The sequence below is a fragment of the Rahnella inusitata genome (genome assembly GCF_018288855.1).
Classification (GTDB): Bacteria; Pseudomonadota; Gammaproteobacteria; order Enterobacterales; family Enterobacteriaceae; genus Rahnella; species Rahnella inusitata.
This window is the reverse complement of record NZ_CP065024.1, coordinates 1,780,379-1,795,581: the sequence shown is the minus strand read 5'-3', so window position 1 is coordinate 1,795,581 and position 15,203 is coordinate 1,780,379. Positions and strand designations below refer to the sequence as shown.

Annotated in this window: 12 protein-coding genes; 4 read left to right on the top strand and 8 right to left on the bottom strand. The window is 55.4% G+C overall.

Going from position 1 to position 15,203, the window contains the following annotated elements; genetic code table 11:
• Nucleotides 1-433 precede the first annotated feature (433 nt).
• From nrdA to yfaE, 3 genes are all read left to right on the top strand, one after another.
• Nucleotides 434-2,716, top strand: a complete 2,283-nt coding sequence (nrdA, locus tag I2123_RS08460; RefSeq protein ID WP_213052192.1) for a class 1a ribonucleoside-diphosphate reductase subunit alpha — start codon at nt 434-436, stop codon at nt 2,714-2,716.
• A gap of 64 nt (nt 2,717-2,780) precedes the next feature.
• Nucleotides 2,781-3,911 carry a class Ia ribonucleoside-diphosphate reductase subunit beta gene (gene nrdB, locus I2123_RS08455; protein ID WP_213052191.1) on the top strand — a complete coding sequence of 377 codons (1,131 nt, stop codon included), beginning with the start codon at nt 2,781-2,783 and terminating at the stop codon, nt 3,909-3,911.
• Nucleotides 3,912-4,172 carry a class I ribonucleotide reductase maintenance protein YfaE gene (gene yfaE, locus I2123_RS08450; protein WP_213052190.1) on the top strand — a complete coding sequence of 87 codons (261 nt, stop codon included), beginning with the start codon at nt 3,912-3,914 and terminating at the stop codon, nt 4,170-4,172.
• Between the two features lie 167 nt (nt 4,173-4,339).
• Here yfaE and I2123_RS08445 read toward each other — a convergent pair whose 3' ends face one another.
• Nucleotides 4,340-5,545, bottom strand: coding sequence for a nicotinamide mononucleotide deamidase-related protein YfaY (locus I2123_RS08445; RefSeq protein WP_112166941.1), 1,206 nt, complete (start codon nt 5,543-5,545; stop codon nt 4,340-4,342).
• A gap of 130 nt (nt 5,546-5,675) precedes the next feature.
• Nucleotides 5,676-6,221, bottom strand: coding sequence for a YfaZ family outer membrane protein (locus I2123_RS08440; RefSeq protein ID WP_112166940.1), 546 nt, complete (start codon nt 6,219-6,221; stop codon nt 5,676-5,678).
• 337 nt (nt 6,222-6,558) lie between these two features.
• Between I2123_RS08440 and I2123_RS08435 the strand changes: the two genes are divergently transcribed.
• Nucleotides 6,559-7,992, top strand: a complete 1,434-nt coding sequence (locus I2123_RS08435) for a catalase (protein ID WP_112166939.1) — start codon at nt 6,559-6,561, stop codon at nt 7,990-7,992.
• Between the two features lie 109 nt (nt 7,993-8,101).
• On the opposite strand, the gene menE is transcribed toward I2123_RS08435, so the two are convergent.
• From menE to menF, 6 genes are read right to left on the bottom strand one after another with little or no spacing between them, the layout of a single operon-like run.
• A complete protein-coding gene (gene menE / locus I2123_RS08430) occupies nt 8,102-9,472 on the bottom strand; it encodes an o-succinylbenzoate--CoA ligase (RefSeq protein ID WP_244879900.1) in 1,371 nt (456 codons plus the stop codon).
• A complete protein-coding gene (gene menC / locus I2123_RS08425) occupies nt 9,457-10,446 on the bottom strand; it encodes an o-succinylbenzoate synthase (RefSeq protein ID WP_112166937.1) in 990 nt (329 codons plus the stop codon). The genes menE and menC overlap by 16 nt, the downstream gene beginning before the upstream one ends.
• Nucleotides 10,446-11,303 (bottom strand): 1,4-dihydroxy-2-naphthoyl-CoA synthase, encoded by an 858-nt coding sequence (gene menB / locus I2123_RS08420; protein ID WP_213052189.1) that lies wholly within the window; start codon nt 11,301-11,303, stop codon nt 10,446-10,448. Before menB ends, menC begins: the two co-directional genes overlap by 1 nt.
• The gene (menH, locus tag I2123_RS08415) at nt 11,290-12,087 is read right to left on the bottom strand and encodes a 2-succinyl-6-hydroxy-2,4-cyclohexadiene-1-carboxylate synthase (RefSeq protein ID WP_213052483.1); all 798 of its coding nucleotides are present in this window, start codon (nt 12,085-12,087) and stop codon (nt 11,290-11,292) included. Before menH ends, menB begins: the two co-directional genes overlap by 14 nt.
• Nucleotides 12,084-13,757, bottom strand: a complete 1,674-nt coding sequence (gene menD, locus I2123_RS08410) for a 2-succinyl-5-enolpyruvyl-6-hydroxy-3-cyclohexene-1-carboxylic-acid synthase (protein WP_112166934.1) — start codon at nt 13,755-13,757, stop codon at nt 12,084-12,086. The genes menH and menD overlap by 4 nt, the downstream gene beginning before the upstream one ends.
• A gap of 22 nt (nt 13,758-13,779) precedes the next feature.
• Nucleotides 13,780-15,117: an isochorismate synthase MenF gene (gene menF / locus I2123_RS08405; protein ID WP_213052188.1), complete on the bottom strand. Its 1,338-nt coding sequence runs from the start codon at nt 15,115-15,117 to the stop codon at nt 13,780-13,782.
• Between the last annotated feature and the right edge of the window lie 86 nt (nt 15,118-15,203).

Sequence of the window (15,203 nt, the reverse complement as noted above, 5' to 3'; positions counted from 1 at the left end):
CTCTGCCCGCCGCAGGTTTTACTTAAACCTTAGTTTTTAGGGCGTTGGTGGAACCGGACCCGGCAACATGATTTTTTAGAATAGTTATCCAGATCAATATAGCGTTTTTTTCTAACGTTTAATAAACCGGCAGTCGATCACCTTTCGTAAAAATATAAGAAAATCGTATCTCAGATATTGACAGGTTTGTCGCGCCAGCAATGGCGGACTCCTCAGGCATGGCCCGTAAATTTCTCCCCAAGTTATCCACAAATCTGACGGTTTTGTTCACTTGCCAAAGGGCCATTCAGTCACTATCTTGTCATCAGAAAATAACAAACCCACAATATATTGTGTTTATATCCTGACCAGCACACTAAAGTAGAGTGGTGCTGCCGTGCTGTTTTTCACGGTCAGGTCGGACCCTTTATAAACCTTTGAGGTATCGCCCCGAATGAACCAAAGTCTGCTTGTAACTAAACGTGATGGCCGCACAGAACGCATCAACCTTGATAAAATCCACCGTGTCATTGACTGGGCAGCGGAAGGTCTTCAAAACGTATCAGTTTCTCAAGTAGAACTTCGTTCACACATCCAGTTCTACGACGGGATCAAAACCGCTGATATTCATGAAACTATCATCAAAGCGGCAGCGGATCTGATCTCCAAAGATGCGCCGGATTACCAATATCTGGCCGCGCGTCTGGCGATTTTCCACCTGCGTAAAAAAGCTTACGGTCAGTTCGAGCCGCCTAAGCTGATTGATCAGGTGACCCGCATGGTCGAAATGGGTAAATACGACAAACATCTGCTGGAAGACTACACGGCTGAAGAGTTCGAGCAGATGGACAGTTTTATTGACCACTGGCGTGACATGAATTTCTCTTACGCCGCCGTGAAGCAGCTGGAAGGGAAATATCTGGCGCAGAACCGTGTGACTGGCGATATCTACGAGAGTGCGCAGTTCCTCTATATTCTGGTCGCGGCCTGCCTGTTTTCCGGCTATCCGCGCGACACCCGTCTGGACTACATCAAACGTTTCTACGACGCGATTTCCACCTTCAAAATTTCTCTGCCTACGCCAATTATGTCTGGCGTGCGGACTCCGACCCGTCAGTTCAGCTCCTGCGTACTGATCGAATGTGGCGACAGCCTGGACTCTATCAACGCGACCTCCAGCGCCATCGTGAAATACGTATCCCAGCGTGCCGGTATCGGCATCAACGCCGGTCGCATCCGTGCGCTGGGCAGCCCGATCCGTGGCGGTGAAGCGTTCCACACCGGTTGTATCCCGTTCTACAAGCATTTCCAGACCGCGGTGAAATCCTGCTCTCAGGGCGGCGTTCGTGGCGGTGCAGCGACATTGTTCTACCCGATGTGGCATCTGGAAGTGGAAAGCCTGCTGGTGCTGAAAAACAACCGTGGTGTTGAAGGCAACCGCGTCCGTCATATGGACTACGGCGTGCAAATCAACAAACTGATGTATCAGCGTCTGGTGAAAGGTGGCGACATCACGCTCTTCAGCCCGTCCGACGTACCTGGCCTGTATGATGCGTTCTTCGCCGATCAGGAGGAATTCGAGCGTCTGTATGAAAAATACGAGCAGGACGCGAGCATCCGTAAGCAGAAAGTGAAAGCCGTTGAGCTGTTCTCACTGATGATGCAGGAACGCGCATCCACTGGCCGTATCTATATTCAGCACGTTGACCACTGCAATACGCACAGCCCGTTTGATCCGGCCATCGCGCCAGTTCGCCAGTCTAACCTGTGTCTGGAAATCGCACTGCCAACCAAACCGCTGGACGACGTTAACGACGAAAACGGTGAAATCGCACTGTGTACGCTGTCTGCCTTCAACCTCGGTGCTATCGAAAGCCTCGACGATCTGGAAGAACTGGCGGTGCTGGCCGTTCGCGCACTCGACGCCCTGCTCGATTATCAGGATTACCCAATCAAAGCCGCTAAACGTGGCGCGATGGGTCGTCGTACCCTGGGTATCGGCGTGATCAACTACGCTTATTATCTGGCGAAAAACGGCGTGCGTTATTCCGACGGCAGCGCCAACAACCTGACGCACAAGACGTTCGAAGCGATCCAGTATTACCTGCTGAAAGCTTCCAACGAACTTGCTAAAGAACAAGGCGCGTGCCAGTGGTTCAACGAAACCACTTATTCACAAGGCATCATGCCGGTGGATACTTACAAGAAAGATCTGGATGCGATTTGCAGCGAACCTCTGCATCTCAACTGGGATAAACTGCGTGAAGATATCAAAACGCACGGTCTGCGTAACTCCACGCTGTCCGCGCTGATGCCTTCTGAGACGTCTTCGCAGATCTCCAATGCCACCAACGGCATCGAGCCACCGCGCGGCCACATCAGCATCAAAGCGTCGAAAGACGGGATCCTGCGTCAGGTGGTGCCGGAGTATGAGCGTCTGAAAGATCAATACGAACTGCTGTGGGATATGCCTAACAACGACGGTTACCTGCAACTGGTTGGCGTGATGCAAAAATTCATCGACCAGGCGATTTCGTCAAACACCAACTATGACCCGTCACGCTTCCCGAACAGCAAAGTGCCGATGAAGCAGTTGCTGAAAGACTTGCTGACAGCCTACAAATTCGGCGTCAAAACCTTGTACTATCAGAACACCCGCGACGGTGCTGATGATGTGCAGGAAGACATGAAAGCCGATGTGGCTGATGACTGCGAAAGCGGCGCCTGCAAAATCTAATCGTCTGTTTTGATTCATCATTTTAAATAAAGCCCCTTAACCGGGGCTTTTGTCCGAGGACAATATGGCTTATAGCACTTTCTCTCAGAACAAAAATAACCAGCTGCTGGAACCGATGTTTTTCGGTCAGTCCGTCAACGTTGCGCGTTTCGACCAGCAAAAACATGAGATTTTCGAAAAGCTGATCGAAAAACAGCTGTCCTTTTTCTGGCGTCCGGAAGAGATTGACGTTTCCCGCGACCGTATCGATTTTCAGGCGCTGCCGGATCATGAAAAACACATCTTCCTCAGCAACCTGAAATACCAGACGCTGCTTGATTCCATTCAGGGACGCAGCCCGAACGTCGCGCTTTTACCGCTGATTTCTATTCCTGAGCTGGAAACATGGGTCGAAACCTGGGCCTTTTCAGAAACTATCCATTCACGTTCATACACACACATCATCCGTAACATCGTGAATGATCCGGCGATTGTGTTTGACGACATTGTCACCAACGAAGAGATCCTCAAGCGCGCCAAAGACATCTCCGGCTATTACGATACGTTGATCGAAATGACCAGCTATTACCATCTGCTGGGCGAAGGTACGCATACCGTGAACGGCAAGACCGTCGTGGTGAATCTGCGTGAGCTGAAGAAGAAGCTCTACACCTGTCTGATGAGCGTTAACGCACTTGAAGCCGTGCGTTTCTACGTGAGTTTCGCCTGCTCCTTTGCGTTCGCCGAACGTGAACTGATGGAAGGTAACGCGAAAATCATCAAGATGATTGCACGCGACGAAGCACTGCATCTGACGGGTACCCAGCACGCGCTGAACCTGCTGCGTTCAGGTCAGGATGATCCGGAAATGGTTGAGATCGCCAAAGAGTGCGAGCAGGAATGTCACGATTTGTTCGTGCTGGCGGCACAGCAGGAGAAAGACTGGGCAGAATATCTGTTCAAAGACGGATCGATGATCGGCCTGAACAAAGATATTTTGTGCCAGTACGTTGAGTACATCACCAACATCCGTATGCAGGCCGTTGGCCTGACTGCACCATTCAAAACGCGCTCTAACCCGATCCCGTGGATTAACGCGTGGCTGGTTTCTGACAATGTGCAGGTCGCCCCGCAGGAAGTGGAAGTGAGTTCCTATCTTGTCGGTCAGATCGATTCAGAAGTTCACGCCGACGACCTGAGTGATTTCGAGCTTTAAATGACGGACAGAACCATCACACTTTCAGCCGATGGCACACAGCTGGTGTGCGAAAGCCGCCATCGCAATCTGCTGGAAGTGTTTGAGCATCATAAAGTTGACATCGAGTATCAGTGTCGTGAAGGGTATTGCGGATCCTGTCGCATGCGGCTAGTCAGCGGTGCGGTGGAGTACAGTGAAAAGCCTCTGGCGTTTATCGCACAGGGCGACGTCCTTCCCTGTTGTTGCCTGCCGGTTGGGGATATAGAGGTGGAGTTTTAGTGGGTTTCGGCACACTGACAGCTTTTACGGCCTGCTCTAAAAACTAATTCAATTTCAGGTAGCGGCGTCGCAAAACCCTGCCGGTTTGCTCCTCCCTCGGCGAGAGGGGGGAGCAAACCGGGCACTGGTTTTAAAGCATTTCAGGGCTTGATTTTGAAATGAGATAACTAGACCTTCTCGACCCGGTCCAGCCAGGGATATTCCGCTACCGGATCCCACCCGTTCAGATACCGCCGCAACATATCCATCCCCACCATCGCGATAGTCTCCTGTCTCAACGTCAACCCGTGCCGCGTCGCGGTATAGCGGATGGTTAACCCGCTGGTTCCTGACGGCGTATGCAGCGCCAGACTGAGCTTGTCGCCGGATAATGCCCCGACGGCCAGTGCCAGCTGTGCACCGCTGGTTTCGGCCAGCGTTTGCGCCCGTGCCAATAAGTTTTCGAGGGATTTTTCCGGGGACGCCTCATCATCTTGTGGCTGGAGTTCGCCGTTGGCAAGCGGAACGCCGGCGCTTTGCAGACGCCAGTTCAGCAGGCCGCCGGTATAACTTTCACTGACCGCCAGACGCAGATTTTGCGTCAGCAGACGTTCGGCCAGGCGATCAGGCAGGCTGCCGAAACCTTCGAAAATGGTACTCTCCCCCGCCACTTCGCGCACACGCTCGAAAATCCGATGCATCGCCACTTCCTGAGAACGCGGGCCAGTGACTTTCAGTTCAATGATCGGCGAAGACGAGCGGTAACCCATCACCACGCCTTCAGGCATCTCGATTTTATCCAGTTCAGTCGCCAGATCGCTTTCGCCACGCCCAAAGGTCGTCAGACGCAAACACAGCGGGGCTTCCAGCGCTGGGAACTGCTTTTGCAGGCGCGGAACGATTTGCTGTTCGACCATGACTTTAAATTCAGAAGGGACGCCCGGCGTGAAGAAAATCTGGCAACGGTTGAGCCTGACGCTGAAACCGCAGGCAGTGCCGACCGGATTGTCCAGCAATTCGGCGTTGGCCGGGATCTGCGCCTGTTTGCGGTTAGACTCGGCCATCGGACGACCGCGTTCGTTGAAGAAAGCCTGCATGGTGGCAATCCATCCGGCATCCTCTGTCAGTTCAACGCCACACGCCATGGCCGCCGCCTGCGCGCTGAGATCGTCAGTGGTCGGGCCTAACCCGCCGTTAACGATCAGCACATCGGCAATATGGCTGCGCTCTTTCATGACGTTAACCAGCTCGTCCAGACTGTCACCCACCGTTTCACGGCTGGTCATCGGCAGGCCTTGATCGAACAGATAACTGGCCAGCCAGGCGGCGTTTGAATCCACAATTTGACCGTGAAGAACTTCCTCGCCGGTACTGAGCATCTCAACCCTAAGCATCACTTTCTCCTCTCGTTTTGTCCTTCCACTGTAGAAAGGCTGACGCCGAAACACAATCGCATAGGCACAAAGTGATAGTACAGACGAAAAAAAAGCCTGCTAAGCAGGCTTTATGATTCAGACGTAAACCTTAGAAATTCACTGCGCCGCCGACGTATGCGCCGTCCGCAACGATGTTATCGCGGTTGCCGTCTTTGCCGTCCAGCGCCATGTAGCGATAACCCACGCTCACGGTCACTAACGGAATAGCGGTCAGACGCACGCCCGCGTTCGCTTCTTTGTAGTTACCGATGCCGCTGGAAAGTGAATCCGGGGAATAGTAGTAGTCACCGTATAAGGTGAACATTTTGGCGATTGGGAGTTGCAGTCCGCCGCCGACGGCCGCTGCGTAACCTTCGTCACCGTCTTTCGGATTGGTGTACAGGCCTTTACCGCCAACGGTCGCCATGAAAGGACCCAGTGGAATGTTGTAGCCCAGACCCAGACCCGCAACGTCGCCGTCATCGTCGTTATGGGTGTAATCGCCGGTCAGCGCAAGACCTGGAGAAGTGGTGCCGAAACCGGCGCCCACATGAGTGTAGTGCTCGCCGACTTCACCGTTCACGCTGATAGCGCTCGCAGACGTTGCCGTCAGCAGCATGCCAAGGGCCGCGCCCGCTACAATAACTTTTTTCATCATCATTCCTGAACATTCATACAACAGTGGGGAAATATTTAGTGCGCAGTCTAAATTAATTTGCCGAAAGGTGACATCTTTCAGAGCTTTAAAAATCCCTTAGCTCGCAAATAAAATGTAAAGAAACACATTTATATTCACTATTTCTATTCTCTTAATCAGAACAATAAGCCTTACCTATTTGCCCATGATCAATGTAAGGGTACACACTAGCCGTTAAGGTAAATTTTCCCATGGAAGGGGAAACGCATGCCTGGATGCAGAAAATTTGCTGTCAGAAGTGATCGTTGATTACGCAATTCACACCCGATCTACGCAATACAAGGAAATGAGGGTTATGGAAAAGAAAGGACTGACCACCGCTGCCGGCGCGCCCGTCGTCGACAATAATAATGTCATTACCGCAGGCCGTCGCGGACCGCTTTTACTCCAGGATGTCTGGTTTCTCGAAAAACTGGCTCACTTTGATCGTGAGGTAATTCCTGAACGTCGTATGCACGCAAAAGGTTCAGGTGCTTACGGGACTTTCACCGTGACCCATGACATTACGAAATACACCCGCGCGAAACTCTTCTCAGAAATCGGGAAGCAAACCGAAATGTTCATCCGTTTCTCCACCGTCGCCGGTGAGCGCGGTGCAGCCGATGCAGAACGTGACATCCGCGGTTTCTCCATGAAGTTCTATACCGAGCAAGGCAACTGGGATTTAGTCGGCAACAACACTCCGGTGTTTTATCTGCGCGATCCGCTGAAATTCCCTGACCTGAACCACGTGGTGAAACGCGACCCGCGCACCAACCTGCGTAACCCGGCCTATAAATGGGATTTCTTCTCGCACCTGCCTGAATCTCTGCATCAGTTGACCATCGACGTCAGCGACCGCGGCCTGCCGACCTCTTATCGTCACATCCACGGTTTTGGCAGTCACACGTTCAGCTTTATCAATGCTGAGAATGAGCGTTTCTGGGTGAAATTCCACTTCCGTTGCCAGCAGGGTATTGAAAACCTGATGGATGACGAAGCAGAGAAACTGGTGGGAACCGATCGTGAAAGTTCTCAGCGTGATTTGTATGACGCCATCGAGCGCGGTGATTTTCCCCGCTGGAAGTTGTTCGTGCAAATTATGCCCGAGCATGAAGCCTCTGAACTGCCCTATAATCCGTTCGATCTGACCAAAGTCTGGTTAAAAAGTGATTATCCGCTGATCGAAGTCGGTGAGTTTGAACTGAACCGCAACCCGGAAAACTATTTTGCAGAAGTTGAACAGGTAGCAATGAGCCCGGCAAACGTGGTTCCCGGCATCGGTTTCTCACCTGACCGTATGTTGCAGGGGCGCCTGTTCTCCTACGGCGACGCGCACCGCTACCGTCTGGGCGTAAACCATCACCAGATCCCGGTGAACGCACCGAAATGCCCGTTCCATAACTATCATCGCGACGGCGCAATGCGTGTTGATGGCAACAGCGGCAACGGCGTGACCTACGAGCCAAACAGCGCCGGTCTGTTCCAGGAGCAACCTGATTTCAGCGAACCGCCATTGTCTGTCGAAGGCGCAGCGGATCACTGGAATCACCGCGAAGATGATGATTACTTCACTCAGCCACGTTTGCTGTTCAACCTGTTGTCTGATGAGGAACATCAGCGCATGTTTGGCCGTATTGCCGGTGAACTGAAGCACGCTTCGCCTGAAACACAGAGACGTCAGCTGGACTTGTTCTATAAAGTCGATCCGGCTTACGGAGCGGGCGTTGAGCAGGCGCTGAAAGGCTGATTCTTACTGCGATAAACACATCAGGGCCGCATTGCGCGGCCTTTTTTATCTGCATGAAATGAATAAACAGGATGAATATTTAATTCATCCTGCTGCTTTTAAATTGGGCTTATTGGGGGTTAATCCAGAGGGCAATGGCTTTTCTTGATACCTTAATGCCTCCGTTCGTCAGATGCTCAGGCAGCGCACAGTACTTTACTGGTTGCTGAAAACGCGCCAGTTTTTCCTGAATCCATTCAGTAAGGGTGTGAAAATCTAATGTTATTTCGGCATCAAGAACGGCGACGGGCCGCTGGCCGAACTCTTCATCATTCACGGGGATAATGAATGCCTGATGAATTTCAGGGTGTTGCAGCAATATACGTTCGATAGCTTCCGGCTGAATGTTCTCGCCTCCGCAGAAGAAGACGTTATCCAGACGCCCGCCAATATGCAGCTCTTCACCCTGCCATTCTCCACGGTCGCGGGTGCTGAACCAGCCCTCTGCGCCGGGCAATGGCGTGATTTGGCCGGATTTCCAATACCCTGCCGCCAGACTGCGTGAACGGATCTGAACTTCATTTTTCACCAGCCGTACGTCTTTACCTGTCAGCGCCTGTCCGACGCCCGGCGAACCGTCAGCGCGTTTGGCGGTTACCGTCGACGCAGCCTCGGTCATTCCATAACCGCACCAACAACGAATCCCCACGCGTTCAGCCTGTTCAGTCAGTTCCTGTGGAATGTGCGCGCCGCCCAGCAGGACGTCTTTCAGGCTTGCCGGTAATACCGGCTGCTGAAGCAATCGCCATAATTGTGTCGGCACCAGCGAGGCATGGCTGCACTCCGCCAGCGCGTCATCAAATGATTGCCCGTCGGCAACGACCACCGTGGCACCGGCAGACAGCCAGCGCCAGATAATCCCCTGCCCCGAAACGTGGAACAACGGCAGCGAAAGCAGCCACCGGTCAGCCTGCGTGAAGGGGATAAGCCCCAGTACGCCCTCTGCGCTGGCCAGATGCGCGGCTACGCTGTGCGCGGCGGCTTTCGGTAAGCCGCTCGAGCCTGAGGTCAGCGTCAGAGTAGCGATGCGAGCTGGCTGCCAGTCAGCAACAGGCTCTGAAAAAGCATGATGAAGTGCTAATAAGGGGATGTTAAGGGATAAAGGCACACCGGTAAGATCGACCATAAAATCGATATTCAGCTGTGGCAGCAGTTCATCACACAGGGTTTGCGGCAGTTGCGGATTCAGCGGCAGCAGGCGCGCACCGGCCTGCAAAAGAGCCAGATAACAGAGTAACGCGTCGGGGGTATTTTTACTGCGCAGCACCACGCCTGAACCTTCACGCACACCCTGCTGAATAAATCCGCCCGCCAGTGAATCAATGCGGCGGCATAAATCGCGCCAGCACCAGCTGATTTCCCCTGCTTTAATGGCCACGGCGAACGGCGAATGCGCCGCCCATACGCGCCATGGCCAGTCCGACATCATTGGCTCTGCCACACCACCTCCAGATCAGGTTCGGCAATCACCGGTAATACAGAATCCGGCCAGCGTCGGATCAGCTGTGCCTGCATGAGATCCAGCGTATCCAGTCCCGGCACCGCATCCGGCGTCAGCCATTGTGCGATGCGCGCCAGCTGCGTCAGCCCGAGGCTGGATTCGATAGACGAGCTGATGACAGCCTCCAGCCCGGCGGCGTGCGCCTGAGAAATCAGCTGACGGCAGCGGTTCAGGCTGCCGGTGAGGGTCGGTTTGATGATAATCGCCGCCAGCCCGGTTTCGGCCTGCACGGTGAAACCGGCGTCACGCACGCTCTCGTCCCACGCAATCGCAATGCCGGTAGCGCGGGCAAACTCACGAGACTGTTCACGGGTCTGGCAGGGTTCTTCGATAAAGACAATGCGCGAACGCAGTTCTGGCGCGACGTGGCGGGCAAACCCTTCGGATTTCGCCAGCGTCCAGCTGCGGTTGGCATCGAGACGCAAACGCAGATCCGGCAGCGCTTCCAGCAGCATACTGACGTTCAGTCCGTCGCCGACCGATTCGTACAATCCGACTTTCACTTTCGCCAGCTTATCACCCGGCAATGCGCCCAGACGCGCATACAGTTCATTCGGATCGCCATGACACAGCGGCGCACAGCGGGTGCTTAGCACGTCAGGCAGCTCACCGCGCAGCTCCGCATCGGCACAGCTCAGGCCGAATGCCACCGACGGCAAGGCGCTGAACGCTGAAGCAACCGCCGTCAGCGACGCGCCCTGCATCCACTGGCTCAGGCCGTGCTTTACCGCCTCCTGCGCCTGAGTGACATCTTCCGCGCTGAATCCCGGCAGAGGCGCAATTTCACCCCAGCCGGTTTTCTCGTCCTGCCACAGTGAAACCAGCAGCCCGTCGCGGGTTTTCAGTCGCTGATTGCGCAACACCACGCCCGCCTCCATTGGCAGGCTGTACCGGTACACCGTGGCGCGGCGCATTACGGATTCCGCTTAAATTTGCTGAAGTCAGGCTGGCGTTTTTCAACAAACGCGTTGCGGCCTTCCTGACCTTCGTCGGTCATATAGAACAACATCGTGGCGTTACCCGCCAGCTCCTGCAAACCGGCCTGGCCGTCGCAGTCAGCATTTAGCGCGGCCTTCAGGCAACGCAGCGCCATCGGGCTGTTTTCCAGCATCTCACGACACCAGCGTACGGTTTCTTTCTCCAGATCCGCCAGCGGAACCACGGTATTGACCAGCCCCATATCCAGTGCAGCGGCCGCATCGTACTGGCGGCAAAGGAACCAGATTTCGCGGGCTTTTTTCTGGCCAACGATGCGTGCCATATACGACGCGCCCCAGCCGCCGTCGAACGAGCCGACTTTCGGGCCGGTCTGCCCAAAGATGGCGTTATCCGCAGCAATAGTCAGATCGCACATCATATGCAGCACATGCCCGCCGCCGATGGAGTAACCGGCAACCATCGCGACAACAGGTTTCGGACAGGTGCGGATCTGGCGCTGGAAATCCAGCACGTTGAGATGATGCACACCGCTGGCATCCTGATAACCGCCGTAGTCGCCGCGCACTTTCTGATCGCCTCCTGCGCAGAAAGCTTTATCGCCTTCGCCGGTCAGCACGATCACGCCAATACCTTCGTCATAGCGGGCATCATCAAGCGCGCGGATCATTTCTTTCACGGTCAGCGGACGGAAGGCATTGCGCACCTGAGGACGGTTGATGGTGATTTTAGCGATGCCGTCGGTGGATTTGTGATAGCGAATATCTTCAAAATCTCCGGTGCAATCACGCCATTCGACCGGCGCATACAGTACTTTTTCATCAGGATAAATCATGCTCAACTTCCTTTAAGACAGGTGAAGTAATGAATGCCAGCGCCTGACGGGCAAATTCCGCCGGATTGTCACGATGGGCGTTATGCCCGGCATTGGCGACGGTGCGCAGTTCGAAACCCGACTGCTGCGCGAGAGTGATAAATTTGGTGTCGGCGCTGCCGCAAAGCCACGCCAGCGGCAGGGAAAGCTGATGCAGCTTCTGACGTAAATCTGGCTGAACCGACAACGACGTGGCGGCAAGCATGGCGGCGACGGTGTGGGGATTATTGTTTTCACGCAGCAGAATCAGCTTTTGGCGCTGCACATCGGTCAGGCTGGCAAACACCGGCTGGCGATACCAGGCGGTGAGCGCCTGCTTCCACGGCAACTGCACGAAGCGCGTTGCCCATTGCTGATCGTGATGACGGCGCTGCGCGCGCTCCGCCTGACAGATCAGCCCCGGATGTGCGCCTTCGACTATTACGCCCATCAGCCCTGCGCTGTCGCCCTGACAGGCGTGATAAAGGCTGATGCGTCCGCCGAGCGAATAGCCAATCAGCCAGTACGACGTAATTCCCTGCTGCTGCAACGTGTCGGTGAGCAGTTGGCTGACGTCGGCAAATCCCGCGGCGGTGAACTCTGCCGAACGGCCATGCCCCGGTAAATCCACCAGCAGACAAGGCCAGCCGGATAATTGTGCCAACAGCGGCTGCCAGTCATCGGCGCTGCCGAGCAGACCGTGCAGAAACACCAGCCACGGACGCCCTTTCACGTCGGTATTCAGGCGCGTACAGGCCAGCGTCATGACTGGCTCGCCTCGCTGACCAGACTGCGCAGACATTCCGCACCATCGGTTTCATTCACTTTCAACTCGACCAGTTTTACCCCACCGTGCTGCCAGCATTGCGTAACCGCATCGTGCAGCTCAGTCATGGAGGTCGGGCTGGCGTAATCGAGCCCGAACATCGCCGCGGCGTGCTGAAAATCAACGTTCTGCGGCATGCAGTAGAACTGCTGACGCTCAGCCTCAGGCGTGGGCAGCAGAGAGAAAATCTGCCCCCCGTTGTTGTTCACCACGATGATCACCGTCGGCGCAGAGCACTGACGCATCAGCGCCAGCGCGTTCAAATCGTAGAGTGCAGAGATATCGCCGAGCAGCACCAGCGTCGGTTTGCAGGTAGCCCGCTGAACGCCTGCCGCGGTAGAGAGCAGACCGTCGATACCGCTGGCCCCGCGATTGGCGAAAATCGGATACCCGGCGGGCAACTGCGCGAAGGCATCTGCCAGCCGGACGATCAGACTATTACCGAGAAACAGCTGGCCGTGCTCCGGTAAAAGAGACGGTAATTGCCACGCGGCTGCGGCTTCGCCAAACGTACTTGCGAGATGTAATTCAATGGCGTGACCCGCACGCGCGGCGCACTCATCCAGCTCAGGCGCCCAGTCGGGCTGATGCTGCGCCGGATGCTGAAGCAGAAACGCCGGGACCGGAGTCTGAATACGACGACCGCGATGCTGCGCCGGATCCAGACGCCCCGGCAGTGCATCGATCAGCCAGTATTCTTCTGGCTGGCAGGCTGCCTGCCATTGCAATAACCGTTTACCGGTCAGCCCGCCACCGAACTGCACCACCAGCTGCGCGCGCTCAAGCACGCTTTTCGCCTGCGGTGATGCCAGCCATAAATCGGCGTACGGCAGCGGATTGCCGGTCGCAGCCTGTACGTCACTGATCAACGGCCAGCCGAGCTTATCAGCCCACTGCACCAGCAATTCACTTTCATGCGCGCATATCCGCCCGGCGATAATCACGCCGCGTTTCTGTCGCCAGGATAACCAGTCTGGCTGCGCGGGAGAATTCTGCACCGGCGCGAAACTCAGCCACGGCTGATGCCCCTGCCACCAGTCGCCGAGCTGCTCCAGCCATTCGGTATATTCGCCGGTATCCTCGCCGTAAAGCGGTTCTGCGAACGGACAGTTAATGTGGACCGCGCCGTGGGTTTGCTGCGCCATCGCGTTGTCGATGGCCGACACCAGCCAGCGCGCGCTGATTTCAGGGGTCGGACGTGGTAAATCCAGCGCCTGCACCGGATAGCTGGCGAACATTCCAGGCTGGCGGATAGCCTGATTGGCGCCGCAGTCAATCAATTCCGGCGGACGGTCGGCGGTCAGCAGAACAAGTTTTTCGCCGGTCAGACTGGCTTCGATCAGTGCCGGATAAAGGTTCGCCACCGCCGTGCCGGAGGTCACTATCACCGCCACCGGCGTGCCGCTGGCTTTCGCCAGACCGAGTGCCAGATGACCGAGGCCGCGTTCGTCAAAATGGGTGTGGCAGATGAGATGCGGATGCGCTGCTGCCGCGAGCGTCAGCGCGGTGGAACGCGAACCCGGCGCAATGCAGACATGCTTAACCTGATGGCGTGTCAGCGACTCAAGGATCAGCGTCGCCCAGCGGCGATTGAAGACGGCAACGGACATGAATGACTCTCCCGGCAACGGATTATCCGGCCTGAACGACAGGCGTGTAGTGTTCTTCCAGTAAAGTCCGCAATCCTGCGGCTTTATTTTCGATCTCCTGCCATTCCTGTGCAGCATCGGAACCGGCGACAATTCCTGCGCCCGCGAAGAGTTCCAGATGATGTCCTTTCACCGCCGCTGAACGCAGCGCCACGGTAAATTCGCTTTGTTCATTGCTCAGATACCCGGCGGAACCGGCGTACCACTGGCGGTCAAAAGGTTCATGCTCGGCGATAAATTTACGCGCCGCCTGACGCGGTAATCCGGCCACGGCGGCGGTAGGTTGCAGACGTTGCAAACATCCCGCATCGTCTGCGTCAGTCAGTTCACCGTGGATGCTACGGCGCAGATGCTGCACTTTGCGCAGTCGCAGGATTTCAGCGGGCATCACATCCAGAGAGTGAGCCCCGCCCTGCAAACGCTGGCAAATATCATCGACCACCAGCAGGTTTTCACGCTGATTTTTTCCGTCGCTGAGCAGCCATTCGCCGAGTTCATGGGCTTTCTGATTATCAGAATGATTAGCTACCGTGCCGGCCAGCGCTTCGGTGAAAAGCTCGGTGTGATCGCGCAGAAAAAGACGTTCCGGGCTGGAACCAAGAAACGCCTGTTGCGGCGTGAAAGCCAGCATAAAATGATAGCAATGATGATTCACCGCGCGGCTTGCGGCGAGGAACGCGCAGGCATTCAGCGGCTGACTGAGCGTCAAAGTGGTTTTGCGCGCCAGCACGACTTTGTCAAACCTCTGCTGTTCGATACTTTTCAGTGCGCGGGTAATAAGCTGGTTCCATTGCGGCTCTGCGGGTAAATGCTGGTGCTGGACGACGCGGGAAGTGATGGGCGGTAACGCGCGACTGGCGACCAGCGAACGGAGGAACAATCGCGTGCGGTGCGCTTCTTCATGCAGCGAAACCGCGCTGAATAACGTGCAGCGCAGCCAGTAAGTATTGCCAAGTCGGCAGAGTTCGATGCGCGGCAAAAACAGCGCATTTGCGGGGACGTCAGAAGAGTCAGCACCGTTGAAGGCATTGAGGCCCCAGATGTGCAGATCGGGAATGTCCTGATGCTGGCGGATAAATTCCTGAGCCCGCTGCATATCGCCGAAAGAACAGCAATCGCCGCAGACGGCGGCTTCTTCGTGGCCGTCGCGCTGTTGCCAATAGAATTTCGGGTAGCAGGGTTGCGCTGACAACCATTCAAGCAGGCCCGTATCAGGCTGTTTTTGCAGGGAATAACTGAGCTGCCGGATGCCCGGCGCGTCAGGCCATTCGCCTGCGAGCGCTGTATCAAGCTGGTCAATGATTGCTGAGATTTGTTTCACCGCTACCTCGGGCCATACCGGATGTTTTGTGACGGGCAGAAATGCCCTTCTGGATCAAAAAACGGGTTGGATCAATTACGGATGAA

What these genes read in the sequence shown, in the direction of transcription:
- menB (WP_213052189.1), bottom strand. Translation starts at nt 11,303, where the DNA reads ATGATTTATCCTGATGAAAAAGTACTGTATGCGCCGGTCGAATGGCGT.
- yfaE (WP_213052190.1), top strand. Translation starts at nt 3,912, where the DNA reads ATGACGGACAGAACCATCACACTTTCAGCCGATGGCACACAGCTGGTG.
- I2123_RS08445 (WP_112166941.1), bottom strand. Translation starts at nt 5,545, where the DNA reads ATGCTTAGGGTTGAGATGCTCAGTACCGGCGAGGAAGTTCTTCACGGT.
- menH (WP_213052483.1), bottom strand. Translation starts at nt 12,087, where the DNA reads ATGACGCTGGCCTGTACGCGCCTGAATACCGACGTGAAAGGGCGTCCG.
- menC (WP_112166937.1), bottom strand. Translation starts at nt 10,446, where the DNA reads ATGCGCCGCGCCACGGTGTACCGGTACAGCCTGCCAATGGAGGCGGGC.
- I2123_RS08440 (WP_112166940.1), bottom strand. Translation starts at nt 6,221, where the DNA reads ATGAAAAAAGTTATTGTAGCGGGCGCGGCCCTTGGCATGCTGCTGACG.
- nrdA (WP_213052192.1), top strand. Translation starts at nt 434, where the DNA reads ATGAACCAAAGTCTGCTTGTAACTAAACGTGATGGCCGCACAGAACGC.
- I2123_RS08435 (WP_112166939.1), top strand. Translation starts at nt 6,559, where the DNA reads ATGGAAAAGAAAGGACTGACCACCGCTGCCGGCGCGCCCGTCGTCGAC.
- menD (WP_112166934.1), bottom strand. Translation starts at nt 13,757, where the DNA reads ATGTCCGTTGCCGTCTTCAATCGCCGCTGGGCGACGCTGATCCTTGAG.
- nrdB (WP_213052191.1), top strand. Translation starts at nt 2,781, where the DNA reads ATGGCTTATAGCACTTTCTCTCAGAACAAAAATAACCAGCTGCTGGAA.